At 66.1% G+C, this 12407-nt stretch carries 13 protein-coding genes and 1 pseudogene; 8 read left to right on the top strand and 6 right to left on the bottom strand.

The genetic code is table 11. The features are described from left to right. Together VET27_RS11780 and VET27_RS11775 are read left to right on the top strand one after the other, a co-directional pair. A pseudogene (locus VET27_RS11780) lies at positions 1 to 328 on the top strand (arylsulfatase); the annotation flags it as partial. A 292-nt stretch (positions 329 to 620) separates the two neighbouring features. Continuing rightward, on the top strand, positions 621 to 2282 hold the full coding sequence (locus VET27_RS11775; RefSeq protein ID WP_526518207.1) for an acetolactate synthase large subunit: 1662 nt from the start codon (positions 621 to 623) through the stop codon (positions 2280 to 2282). On the opposite strand, the gene VET27_RS11770 is transcribed toward VET27_RS11775, so the two are convergent. From VET27_RS11770 to VET27_RS11755, 4 genes are all read right to left on the bottom strand, one after another. Next, the gene (locus VET27_RS11770; protein ID WP_526518205.1) at positions 2242 to 2757 is read right to left on the bottom strand and encodes a hypothetical protein; all 516 of its coding nucleotides are present in this window, start codon (positions 2755 to 2757) and stop codon (positions 2242 to 2244) included. The genes VET27_RS11775 and VET27_RS11770 overlap by 41 nt on opposite strands. Continuing rightward, positions 2757 to 4130, bottom strand: coding sequence for a molybdopterin-dependent oxidoreductase (locus VET27_RS11765; protein WP_526518203.1), 1374 nt, complete (start codon positions 4128 to 4130; stop codon positions 2757 to 2759). Before VET27_RS11765 ends, VET27_RS11770 begins: the two co-directional genes overlap by 1 nt. 174 nt (positions 4131 to 4304) lie before the next feature. Then, a complete protein-coding gene (locus VET27_RS11760) occupies positions 4305 to 4550 on the bottom strand; it encodes a hypothetical protein (protein WP_526518201.1) in 246 nt (81 codons plus the stop codon). A gap of 43 nt (positions 4551 to 4593) precedes the next feature. Further along, positions 4594 to 4815 carry a three-helix bundle dimerization domain-containing protein gene (locus tag VET27_RS11755; protein ID WP_526518199.1) on the bottom strand — a complete coding sequence of 74 codons (222 nt, stop codon included), beginning with the start codon at positions 4813 to 4815 and terminating at the stop codon, positions 4594 to 4596. 108 nt (positions 4816 to 4923) lie between these two features. Here VET27_RS11755 and VET27_RS11750 point away from each other — a divergent pair, with 108 nt between their 5' ends. From VET27_RS11750 to VET27_RS11740, 3 genes are all read left to right on the top strand, one after another. Continuing rightward, complete coding sequence (locus VET27_RS11750) at positions 4924 to 5613, top strand: TetR/AcrR family transcriptional regulator (protein WP_526518197.1); 690 nt, start codon at positions 4924 to 4926, stop codon at positions 5611 to 5613. A 342-nt stretch (positions 5614 to 5955) separates the two neighbouring features. Continuing rightward, positions 5956 to 6267, top strand: a complete 312-nt coding sequence (locus tag VET27_RS11745; RefSeq protein ID WP_526518195.1) for a hemophore-related protein — start codon at positions 5956 to 5958, stop codon at positions 6265 to 6267. A 59-nt stretch (positions 6268 to 6326) separates the two neighbouring features. Continuing rightward, positions 6327 to 6647, top strand: a complete 321-nt coding sequence (locus VET27_RS11740) for a hypothetical protein (RefSeq protein WP_526518193.1) — start codon at positions 6327 to 6329, stop codon at positions 6645 to 6647. On the opposite strand, the gene VET27_RS11735 is transcribed toward VET27_RS11740, so the two are convergent. Then, a complete protein-coding gene (locus VET27_RS11735) occupies positions 6598 to 6867 on the bottom strand; it encodes a DUF7373 family lipoprotein (RefSeq protein WP_526518191.1) in 270 nt (89 codons plus the stop codon). The two genes, VET27_RS11740 and VET27_RS11735, sit on opposite strands and share 50 nt — an antisense overlap. Before the next feature lie 556 nt (positions 6868 to 7423). Further along, positions 7424 to 9757, bottom strand: coding sequence for a helix-turn-helix transcriptional regulator (locus VET27_RS11730; protein WP_526518189.1), 2334 nt, complete (start codon positions 9755 to 9757; stop codon positions 7424 to 7426). 197 nt (positions 9758 to 9954) lie between these two features. Between VET27_RS11730 and VET27_RS11725 the strand changes: the two genes are divergently transcribed. From VET27_RS11725 to VET27_RS11715, 3 genes are all read left to right on the top strand, one after another. Continuing rightward, the gene (locus VET27_RS11725; RefSeq protein WP_526518187.1) at positions 9955 to 11196 is read left to right on the top strand and encodes a cytochrome P450; all 1242 of its coding nucleotides are present in this window, start codon (positions 9955 to 9957) and stop codon (positions 11194 to 11196) included. Positions 11197 to 11268: 72 nt separating this feature from the next. Then, positions 11269 to 11733 (top strand): winged helix-turn-helix transcriptional regulator, encoded by a 465-nt coding sequence (locus VET27_RS11720; protein ID WP_526518215.1) that lies wholly within the window; start codon positions 11269 to 11271, stop codon positions 11731 to 11733. 21 nt (positions 11734 to 11754) lie between these two features. Further along, positions 11755 to 12330: a chorismate mutase gene (locus tag VET27_RS11715; protein ID WP_526518185.1), complete on the top strand. Its 576-nt coding sequence runs from the start codon at positions 11755 to 11757 to the stop codon at positions 12328 to 12330. The last annotated feature ends 77 nt before the right edge of the window (positions 12331 to 12407 follow it).

The following is a 12407-nucleotide window of genomic DNA, read 5'->3' as shown; positions in this document are numbered from 1 at the left end:
TCTCACGGCGCTGCGCTACGACAACTGGAAGATCATCTTCCTCGAGCAGCGGGCGCAGGGGACCCTGCAGGTCTGGGTCGAGCCGTTCACCGAGCTGCGCGTGCCGAAGATCTTCAACCTGCGCACCGACCCGTACGAACGGGCCGACATCACGTCGAACACCTACTACGACTGGCTACTCGACCACGCGTGGCTGCTGGTTCCGGCGCAGGCGTACATCGCCCAAATACTGCAGACCTTGATCGAGTTTCCACAGCGACAGGAGTCCGCCAGCTTCAATATGGAACAGTTGATGGCCAAGCTGCAGGCAGGCATTCCCGACTCCTAGCGAAGCGTCGCGTCTGAATCTTGGCGAGGTCCTCTGCCGTCAGCGCGTAGTTGGTAGCGAGTATCGCAACCACCTGCGGGGCCGAGCGGTCCCGGCGGACACGTCGACTTGGCCGCTACGCGCATTTTCTGCGTCATGGTCGCGGTTTTGGCACGCACCCTGTCGATCACGACCTTGGCGCAGAAAACGGCCACGGGACTGAAACCGGCTAGTGCTCGGGGAGAGAGCGCGGCGGCCCCAGACGACTGACGCCGCCAACCGGGCGCAACGCCGAGGCGATTACGCTCTATGAATGGCAGCACCCAGTCGCACCACGGCCGAGTTGATCGTCGAATGCCTGGAGAACGAAGGTGTCACCCACGTCTTCGGGATCCCCGGTGAGGAGAACATCAGACTGGTCGACGCGCTGTCGCGGTCATCGATCGAGTACGTGCTCACCCGTCACGAGCAAGGTGCGTCGTTCATGGCCGAGGTCTACGGCCGACTGACTGGCAATGCGGGCGTGTGCTCGGCGACCCTGGGACCCGGCGCGATCAACCTTCTGCTCGGTGTCGCCGACGCCACGACGAATTCGACTCCGGTGCTTGCACTCTCGGCTCAGGTGGGCATGCAGCGCAGTTACAAGGAATCACATCAGGGCGTCGACCTGGTCTCGATGTTCGCGCCGGTGACGAAGTGGTCGGCACTGGTCGCGACGCCGGGCGCAGTGCCCGAGATGGTTCGCAAGGCGTTCAAGCTCGCGCAGACCGAGCGGCCGGGCGCCGTCTACCTCGCCGTGCCCGAGGACGTCGAGTCCGCCGACGCACCCGAGGCAGCCGCTCCGCTCCGCGTCAACGTCCCGCGTCCCGACGATCCGTCGGCCACCCAGGTGGCCCGTGCCGCCGACATCCTTCGCACGGCGCGCAACCCCGTGGTGCTCGCGGGGCACGGTGCCGCCAGGACCGGCGCGGCCGAGGCGGTGCGCCGATTCGCCGAAACCCTGGGCATTCACGTCGCTACCACGTTTCACGGCAAGGGCGTCATGCCCGACGACCATCCGCTGGCGCTGGGCGCGGTGGGCTTCATGCGCCACGACTACGTGAACTTCGGGTTCGACCAGGCCGACGTGATCGTCGCCGCGGGCTACGAGCTTCAGGAGTTCGATCCGATCCGCATCAACCCGCGCGGTGACACGAAGATCATCCACATCCACCGCTTTCCCGCCGAGGTGGATGCCCACTACGACGTCGCGGTGGGGCTGCACGCCGACATCGGACGTAGCCTCGACGAACTCGCCGCCGCGGTGGAACGCGCGCATCCGCCCGCGTCGGGCCAAGGGCGCATCCGGGAGCTGCTGACCAAGGAACTCGACGGCGGCCGGGCCGACGACAGGTTTCCGCTGGCGCCCGCCCGCATCGTCGCGGACACCAGGGCGGCGCTGGGCCGCGAGGACATCGTCCTGGTCGACACCGGCGCGCTGAAGATGTGGATGGCGCGGCTTTACCCGACGTACGAACCCAACACGTGCCTGATCTCCAACGGTCTCTCCACGATGGCGTGGACCCTGCCCGGAGGCATCGCCGCCAAGATTGCGCGACCTGCCGCCAACGTGCTGGTCGCCACGGGCGACGGTTCCTTTCTGATGAACTCGCAGGAGATCGAGACCGCGCTGCGCATCGGGACGCCGATGGTGATCCTCGTCTGGGTCGACGATGCGTACGGGCTGATCAGCTGGAAGATGGACCTCGAGATCGGCCACAACGTCGACACCCGGTTCAACAACCCCGACTTCGTGGCCTACGCAGAGAGCTTCGGCGCGAAGGGTTATCGCATCTCCTCGGCAGAAGAGCTGCTGCCCACCCTGCGTGAAGCGTTGGCAGCCGACACCGTCAGCGTCGTCGCATGTCCCGTCGACTACACGGCCAACAGCGCTCTCATCGCGTCGCTGGGAGAGCTGGACGAGTCCTGGTCGTGACACTCTTCACGACGTAGCAGACGGCACTCGTGAGGTAGAAACCCGCCGTGAGCAGTAGCCAGCGCTGGAGGAACGGCTCCTGTGTCAGGCCGGTCGCGGCGATGTAGGTGAAGGCGCCCTGCTCGATGATCCCGGGAAAGAACAGCGCGAACGTCAACGCGGTTGCCATCGTGGGCAATCTGATGTAGTTCGTCAGCGGAACCCGTTGCGCGTTGGCCGGTTTCGCGTGGCTGCGTTCCTTCGGCAGAAACCTCTCCGCCAATGCGTAGAGCGGAAACAGGATGAGGTCGTGGCCGATCACGGCGACCGCGAACCACACGGCGATGGACTGCCACCACACCCTGGGGTTGAACAACTGGTCGAACCCGAGCACCGAGATCGCATAGGCGCCGAGCGCGAGTGCGCCGAGCAGCACGATCAGGTGCAGCACGTGCTCGCCGTACAGCTGCCTGAAACGTGCTGACAGCTTGTCCATCAGACCTCCCGGAAGTCAAGGGAGGCAACCCACTTCGTGCAATGCACGCCGGGGAGGGCAGGCACGATGATCCGGGCCGGATAGCCGTGATCCAAGGACAGGTCGGCGCCGTTGACCTGAAACGCGAGCAGCGAATCGGGATTGAGAACCTGATTCCGCTGCAAGCGAGCGTGATTGAACGCTCCGATCGGCTCGAGCGAAGAGACGATGGCCGAGCCCGGCTCCGGACGCCCGGCAGCCGCGGCGAGGTCAGCCAGGCGGACACCCGTCCACGTCTCGACGGTCGACCAACCCTCGACGCACGCAAGCGGTAGCTCCACCGTGTGCTGGGGCATGGCGGCCAGCATGGCCTTGTCGAGCACGACCGGTTGCGGGCCGCCGAGCAGTTGCAGCCGCCACCGATCGCCCGTCAGGGCCGGGTCGATTCGGGCCGCGAAGGCCGTGCGGTTGATCTGAAAGTCGTTGGGACCGTCGCCATAGCTACGACCCCTTGGTAGCAGGACCGCGAACTGGCGAGTCCATCCGCCGATGGTCTGGCCGGCGGTCAGCACCGCGACCAGCAGCGCGCCGCCGCCGACGACCGCCAGGATCCCTCGTCGGCTCAACGTGGGCGGATCGGGATCCGTTGCTACCAGGCCGTCCTCGTCGAGAGGCTCGGGAACGGTGTCGGCCCGCGACGTGGCGAGCACCCTGCGCATCGACCGCGAGCGCAGGCTGCGGATCATCGTCGGTAGTTTGATGGCGACGTGGGAGACGAAGCCCGCGATGAACACCCACGCGCCGAAGTAGTGGGCGGTGTAGAAGCTGAACCCGAAGATGTAGTCGTACTGGATGTTCAGCACGCCGGTGACGATCTCGAACAGCACGCCGCCGACGATCATCAGCAGCGAGACGCGCTCGAGCACGTTCGCCACCGAGCGGGCGGGGGGCCAGGTGAACAGTCGTGGGATCACCGACCAGAGCTTGGCCAACACCACCGGGATCATGATGAGCCCCAGACCGACGTGCAGCCCCTGGGTCAGGCGGTAGAGCCACTTCGGGTTGCTCGGCCAGTCGAACGACGGCAGCTTGAGCCACCCGACGTCCGCCGGAATGGCCATCCCGAACTTCGGTCCATAGGCGATGTAGGACAACAGCCCGGTGACGATGACGATCGGCAGGACGACCAGCAGCACGGCCCCGAACACCGACGTCAGCCACGGTCCTCGCAGCGGGCTGCGCCATCGAATCCTGGACAACCCCGGCGGCGGGTGATCCTCCAATGTGCGCCACAACGCGGTGGGAAACCCATGCCTGGGCGGCCGGGGTGCGTCGTCCAACTCTGAGGAAGAGCTCGTCGCGCCGTCATCGGGGGGCGGCTCGGCGGTTGTCATGGCACTCCTCGTCGACGTCGAGTGCCGCTCAGCACGCTGCTCGCAGGCCGGTCAACCTGCGCCGTCTGTACCGGATAGTACACCGATTGCGGTGGGTTCGGGCGAAACGAAACCGCTGGGACGACGGCGAGCACCCGGCCAGTCGAGACGTATGCAGCCCGTTCGATTCGAATGTCATTCCGATGCGGGTACTTCACGCATCGGGGCCGGGATGACCGTGCGGGAGGATTCGAAGCGGTGGGCCAGTCGGCGGCGCATGGCGTGTGGATGTTCCAGTTCGCGGCGCAATTCGAGTGCCTCAGCCTCGATCCGCCGCGATGCGGTCGACGAACCCTCTCCGCGCGTTTCTTCGGCGTCTGCGTCGAGGGTGGCCAGGCGGGCATCGGCCACCAGGATCATCCGAGTCAAGACGCCGACCATCAGGGCCGCCTGAGCACAGTCGGCATCGCTTGGGGGAAGCGGGCTACGCGGAGATCGCGGCGTCGCCGGCGAGGCTTGCAAGTCGCTCCTTGGAGTGCCGTTCGACGAAGAGGGGAACGAAGTCGCGGACCGAAGCGTCATCGAAGCGGTGTCGAACGGAGCCCACGATCTCGTGAACGGTGGCTGAGTTCAGGTGCGGGAAAACCGCGAGCAGGCGGTCTACCACCTGTGCAATCTGCCGGTCCTCGTCCGTGGGAATCGCCATGGGCACATCGTGGCCCACCATGCCGGTTCGCACAAGCGCGGTGGAAGCAGACCCTCCTGCTGCACTCACTGGCAAGTCAGACCCCCGTCCTCTTATACTCTGTTAACCATGCAGACCGGTCCGCCGGACGGAGCGCGACCCCTTCCGACCACCGAGCGTGGTCGTCACACCCGCGCGGCGATCATCGATGCGGCCGCCACCTTGATGTACGAGCGGGGCGTGGCAATGACGAGCCTCGACGAGGTCCTGGCCGCAGCCGGGTCCGGTAAAAGCCAGCTTTACCACTACTTCTCGAGTAAGAGCGATCTCGTCGGTGCCGTGATCGAACGGCAGTTGGAGTGGGTTCTCGAGGAACAACAGCCCTACCTCGACCACGCCGACTCGTGGAAGGGCATCCAGGAGTGGGCCGCACGGTATCTGGATCTGCACGCCCCTCCCGAAGGGCCCTTCGCCTGTCCGCTGGGCACCATGGCAGCGGAATTGAAGAACGACGAAGCGTTCCGCCCATTACTCGATGCTGCGTTCCGGCAGTGGGAGATGCGCTTGGCCGACGGCCTGCGGGCCATGAAGAAGCGCGGCGAGATCAAGCGCAGCGCCGACCCCGATCGGTTGGCAGCGATGGTCATCGCCGCGCTACAGGGCGGAATGCTGCTGGCCCGTGTGCGCGACGACGTAACGGTGCTACAGGACGCTTTGTCCAGCGCCATTGCCGAGCTGCACCGCTGGGAATCCCCGAGCCGTCGTACACGAGATGCTCAGCCCGCCGCGCGTACGCGCTCGACGCGACACCGCCTGTAGCAACCTCGTCGGCAGGCGATGTCCATGCTGGCGCCAAGGCGAGCGTGTGGCAAGGTACATCAAAAATGGGCTCTCCAGAACTAATGAACATGTACTAGTGAGTACATTCGAGAAACGCTGTGATAATTCGTGATTCGCTGGCGCAATCCTAGCGACTGCGCGTACTGTACCGCTCAGTACCATCAGTTCACCTCGTCGCCGTCGTGCCGTCACCTCGGCGCACTACCGTCCCCAATGAAGGCTTGACTTCAGCCCCGTAGCGAGCACAGAGGAGCGACACCGATCAACACACCTGCACGGTCCCTCATCGCCGCCCTAGGAACAGCCAGCGTTGCGCTTCTGGTGTGTTGTTCCCCAACGGCTTCGGCGGACACCGGTGGTGCCGAGCCACCCAATTGCACTGGCGCAGACTTCGCCGGCGTGTCAGCCGGCGTCGCGGCTGCCATGTCGACCTACTTGTTCTCCCACCCCGACGTCAACGCGTTCATCACGGGTCTGGAGGCCGACGCCGATGACCAATCGACGATGAAACTGGTCGACTACTACGCGACTCATCCTGCCGTTAAGGCAGAAACGGACGCGATTCGACAGCCCATCGCCGACTTCGACCGTCGCTGCGGCTACGGCAGGGACCGTCAATTCAACGTGACCTGAACGTCGAACGCCATCCACCGCTTCAAGACCGTGTGCACCAGACCTCTACAGGAGATCCCATGACCAGGACGTCGACTTCGCAGGTGGCGCGCGTGCTCGCCCCGTGTTTCATCGCCGCCGCCGTCGTAATGCTGAACACCGCACCGTCCGCGGCTGCCGACCCCATCGTTCCGCAGGCGGGATCGGCGTCGGCCGACATCATCATCAACGCACTCACGTCGAGTGGCTTCGATACTCAGATCAACTGGCTCCAGGGCCGTCCGAACGTGCCATTGTCTGAATGTCGAGTGGACGCGATACACAATCCGAACGGCCCGATGGCAAGCATGATCATGCTGTCGACGGTGTACGTCGACGTGTCGTGCCCGAACGCCAAGTAGGGGATCTAGGCGGCGGCCTACTTCGCCGTGAGCATCCGGCTGCGGCGGCAATCTGCTCCGGCCCCAACTGTTGCAACACGTCGGCGGTGCCGATCACGTAGTAACTGTTGAGGTAGGGCCCGATGAGTTTCTCGTCGGCCTCCCACGGCCCGACGACGAAGTCGGCCATGTGCTGCGCATCGAGGACCGCACCGGCAGCCGGGTTGCCTGCGACGCCCAATGGCGGGCGACGGACTCACGACGGCCCACGACGGCGGGGTAGAGCTGGTCGTTCCTGCCTCTGCACCAGTGCTGTTGGCGTCACCGGTGTCACCGCAAGCGACGACGATCAGCGAGCAGACAGCGAGAGCGCCGAACTTCGGGCTGCGTCGCATCACGTCTCCTGTCCATTACTGAGTGGAACGCAATCTAGTGGGGCCGTCAGGACCGCAAAGGCAGTACCTCACTACTGATGACCACGCCAACGACAGGTTGGACGGTTTCCTTCATCAGGCCGATCCACATCGGTCGGCCGCAGACGAAGGGGATCGCCATGGCGCACACCTGGTCGCCACATCTGTCAGTACTTCACGCACCGGCACTTCCGCAATGGTGGAATCACACGACCCACGCGATTGGCTCGTCGTTGCATCACGCGTTGTCGACGCGTGCCGACCGTCCTCACGAGCCGCCTCGGCCCCACCCCGCGCACTACGAGTATCTCGAAGCGGGTCGCATGGCGCGCGCGATGGAACACCTGTGACAGGCCCACGGGGCACCATGCCTGCGGTGCAACGCTATTCATGCTCGCCAGCTCGGAGCGGAGTCAGCAGCTCAGCGAGATGATCGCGGGTCGCGGTACCGGTCTTGGTCATCGCATGGTAGACGTGAGTCTCGACGGTCCGGGTGGACACGGTCAGGCGCGCCGCGATGGCGCGGTTGGACATTCCCTTGCCGATCAGCATCACGACCTCTCGTTCGCGATCGGTCAGGGGTAGTGGTTCGGCGGCTTGCCGCAGAGCGGGAGTGACGGCTCCACCACATCGGTGTGCGAGTTCCTCGGCTCGCGTGGAACAGCGCAGCGACGACCCCCGACAGTCCTGGCGACGGTAGACCAGGGCCGCATGTGCGGCGGCGTCGACGGCCGCCACCAGGTCGCCCATGCGCTCGAAGTCCTCCGATACTCTCGCCAGTTCGGGCGCATCACCGGAATGCAGTGCGACGGCGAACCGGGCCGCGACGCCCACCCGTGACCCTTCGACAATCGCTTCGAGAGCCCGCAGACGGGGTCCGCCGGACGGATCACCGAACTGGGTAGCGGTCTGCAGGCACATCACTTCGGCGGCGAATTGTTCATTGCCGCAGGCGGTTTCAGCCGCCAACAGCACCGTGGCGATGGCCTCGCTGACGGCTCCCTGACTGGCAGCGACCCACGCCTTGGCGATCGAGTACTCGTAGTCGAGGTACTGCCAGCCCGGATGCCGCTGCGCGTCGAGCGCGGTGAGCGCAGCCGCGGCCTCCTCGGTGAATCCGCGCATCGCCAGCGCGGTCGTATGGGGAATTCGGCATCGATATCCCCACCGGTTGGGGTCACCCGACGCAATGAGCAGACCGACGATCGGTTCCAGCAGAGAGCAGGCGGTGGCGAGCTCGCCGGCACCGAGGTGGGCCCGACCCGCCAAACCGTCTGCGAGGAGAGCGAACTGGCTCGCCGAGTCCGGGATGTCAGCCGCGCGTCGACCCAGCAACTGGGCGGGATACCGAGCTCTCGCGATCTCGCCGGCGAGCAGGAGTGCGCTGGTATGGCCGTCGGTGATGATGACGAAGGATCGAATCGGGACGGGGTAACCCGCTTGCGCCGCCGCCACCGCTTCACTCATACGGCCCGCTTCACCAGCGGCGACGGTCAGCGCCCAAGCGGTCAGGCGGGCAATGAGGTTGTCTGGCAACTGATCCCAGACGAACTTCTTCGGTGATTCTGCGACGGCCTCGGGCTTGCCCATCGCCGCCCAGTACACCGCGAGGAAGGCATGCACACAGCTCTGCGCTTGCGGAGGCGTGGTGCGCGCGCAGATCGCCCCCCGCGCGGCCCGCAGGAGGAGGTCCGCATCCCGTTCCAGGTCGGAGTCCAGGCTCAAGGCGGCGCGGCGAACGACGACCCGCAACTCGTCGCGATCCTCTGATTCGGCCAGCTCTCTGGCGACCAGTCCCCGCAGCCGGCGGAGCCTGGTGGGCGCTGCACGATTCCGCCGCACCTCGCCGTAGAGCGGGTGGGCGACCCGTGCCTCGATCCGGCCGTTGGCGTGATCCAACGTGATGAGACCGCGCAGGTCGGCCTCCTCGACGGCGGCCGCACCGCTCATCCTGGTCAGCGCGCCCAGCTCGATCGGCTCGCCGACGGCCAGCGTGTCGATGACGTCGCTGACCGAGGTCGGCAAGGCGCCGATGCGCGATTCGATGTGTTCGACCAGGCCGGGGGCCATCACCGGGTCGCCCACCCACCGCCAGAAGCCTCGTTGTTCGACGATCCGACCCTCGGCGACCTCCTGCTCGACGATGTTGCGCAGGTATAGGACATTGCCGCGGGTGAGCTCCCACAGCCGCCGGGCGGCATCCGGCTCCAGGGCTCCTCCCACGGCCGCCGAGACCAGCGCCGTCGTCTCCCCTCGGGACAACGGTCCCAGGTCGAGCCGCTCGAACTGTCCGCGCTCCCACAGCTCCGTGGTCGCGGCGGTCAGCGACTCATCGTCACGCACCGTGAGCACGACTGTGGCGGCGTGGCGCTGAATGACCTGGCCCACCACGAACGTCGAGAACTCGTCGAGTAGCGGTGCGTCGTCCACCGCGACGATGGCCCGCGGCCCGGGCGCATCACAGGTCAGCGAGGCGATCACCTCGCGCACCAACCTCAGATTGTCGCCCCCGCTGTCGGGGCCCACCCACTCTGCGAGAGCTCCGAGGGGGACCGCCCGCCCCGAGTTCGTCCCGACGACCCAGCGGACGTCATGTCCGTTCTCGCCGACAGCAGCCAATGCTTCGCGGGCAACGCGACTCTTCCCCACCCCCGCGGCCCCGCAGATGACGATTCCGGACACATCGGGATCCGAGATTGCGTTCTCGATGAGTCGCATCTCTTTCGAGCGGCCGGTTAGCGGCCACGGAAGCCGCATATGAACGGGTTAGAAGCCAGAAGGTGGCGGCACCGAACGATCGTCGAATTTTGCGAATCGGCGTAAACAAGGCTCGCGAAGTGCAGTAGCCGACTACGTACGTCGTGCATTGGGGGCGGACGCACAATCGGTTCGCGGTCCAAGTGAAGGGGAGCACCATGACCATCGCCTTTCAGCGCTCTACCTGCCCGAACGTCTTCGAGGCCGGTCTGCCGAGCCTCGATTACGACGACGCCAAGAGCCCAGGCCAAGCGCACGAGGCCATTCGGCGGGCGCGACACGAGTCCCCCATCGCGCTCGGTCAGCACGGGCCCGAGCTGCTGACGTACGAATTGGTGCATTCCGCCTTGCGCGATCCCCGCCTTCACATGCCCGTGGGCATGTTCCTGGCCGCACAGGACATCACGTCCGGCCCGCTGTGGGACCGGATCGCCACGAATCTGATCAGTCTCGACGGTGCCGAACACCACCGGCTGCGGCGGCTGGTGTCGAAGGCCTTCACGCCCAGGGCCACCGGACGCCTGCGGGAGACCGTCGTGGACGTCATCACCGAGCTGGTCGATCAGCAGACCGCCGAGGGCAGTTGCGACGTGGTCACCGACATCGCGCGTCGCTACCCGATTCCGATCATCTGCGCGTTGCTGGGCGCGCCCGCCGCGGACTGGGAACTCTTCTCCAACTGGACCGACGACATCTTCAAGGCATTCAGCTGGAATGCCGCCGCCGAGATGCCGGCCATCCTCTCCGCGTGGGATGAGTTCGATGCCTACCTCGACGACATGGTCGCCCACCGACGCCAGGCGCTGGCCGATGACCTGCTCTCCGAGTTGATCCGCGCCGAGGACGAGGGCGATCGCCTCACCACCGACGAACTTCGGATGCTGGCGGTCGGGCTGCTGATGGCCGGAACCGACACCACCCGCAATCAACTGGCGGCCTCGGTTGACGTCCTGTGCGATCACCCAGAGCAGTGGCGACTGCTCGCCGAGCGGCCCGAGTTCGCAGCCAAGGCGGTCGAGGAGACGATGCGCCACTCTCCGGTCGCCGCCGGCACCTTTCGCACGGCCGACGAGGACATCGAACTCGCCGGGGTGACGATCCCGGCAGGCACGATGATCGTCGCCAACACCGCGGCCGCCAATCGGGATCCAGCCGTCTACGACGACCCCGATCGCCTCGACATCACCCGCGAGGGTTCGCCGATGATGCAGACCTTCGGCGGCGGCGTGCATTACTGCCTTGGGGCACACCTCGCTCGCCTCGAACTCGTCGAGGCCCTGACCGTCATGCCGCCGCGCATGCCGAACCTCCGGCGCGCCGGGGAAGCTCCGTGGAAGCCGCTGACCGGGCTGAGCGGACCTTCGACGCTGCCGGTCGCGTTCACGCCGTCAATACGTTGAGCGGCCGCAACGATCAAGCCTGCTGACGTTACAAGAGGCAAGTCAGCGTGGCATCATGGTGGCGTGACCTCCATGATTCTCACCGGCGCGCTCGCCGAGCGCGACAGTTGGTCGGCGGCTGAATGTTCGATGGCCGCCGCCCTCGGGGTCGTGGGCCGCCGGGCCAGCATGCTGTTGCTCCGGGAGGCCTTCTACGGCGCCCATCGATTCGACGAGTTCGCCCGTCGCGCTCAGCTCAGCGAGAAGATCACCGCCGCGCGCCTCAGGGAGCTCGTCGACGAAGGCCTCTTGGAGCGGCGCCCCTATCACGTTGCCGGCCAACGCAGCAGGGAGGACTATCACCTGACCGAGAAGGGTCGGGAACTGCTTCCCGCCGTGCTCGCGCTGATGCAATGGGGTGATCGGTGGGTGCGTCCCGACGGAGGTCGGGTGGCGCTGACACACACCGACTGCGGCGCGCCGATCACCGTCGAAGTGCGCTGCACCGAAGGACATCCCGTCACCGCCGATGGCATCGAAGCGGACCGAAGACGCTGACGCGGGGCCTACCGTGTCTACATGACCGCTACCGCTTCCGCCCTACGCGTCGGGATCGTCGCGGTCGATGCCGCGCCGGCACTGTTGGCCACGCCGACTCTGTCCCATGCCGACCCGCCGACACCGTTGTTCGCGTTGGTCGATGCCGCCGCACAGCGCCTGCAGACCGCCGACGCCGTGGCCGCCTCCAAGTGGATCACCGAGGGGTCGATTGAGGACAAGGCACGCGAGCAACAGGTGATCGACGCGGTGACGACGGCCGCCGGGGAGAGTGGCGTCGATCCCGCTTACGTCGAGCGAGCCTTCCACGACCAGATCGACGCGACGGTCGCGGTCGAGTACGGTCGCTTCAGCGACTGGAAGCTCGATCCCGCCAGCGCTCCCACGGCGGCGCCCGACCTGTCGGACTCTCGCGCCACCATCGACGCGCTCAACCGCACCATGGTGTCCGAGATTGCCGGGCAATGGAATTCGTTGCATTCACCCCGGTGCCTCGTCGACCTCGAGGCAGCCAGGGGCACCGTCGCCGCCGCCCGCAGTCTCGACGACGTGTATCAGCGGGCGCTGGCCTTCGCGACCCGGTCCTACTGCCAGTAGACGACCCCGTGCCGAGGGAGTGAACGTGCGCTGAACAGCTCCAAACAGGCTGTGAGCAAGGATGTTTCGCGGTTGCG

It is taken from the genome of Mycobacterium sp. (assembly GCF_035633495.1).
In the GTDB taxonomy this organism is placed as follows: domain Bacteria; phylum Actinomycetota; class Actinomycetes; order Mycobacteriales; family Mycobacteriaceae; genus Mycobacterium.
This window is presented reverse-complemented; position numbering and strand designations above follow the sequence as displayed.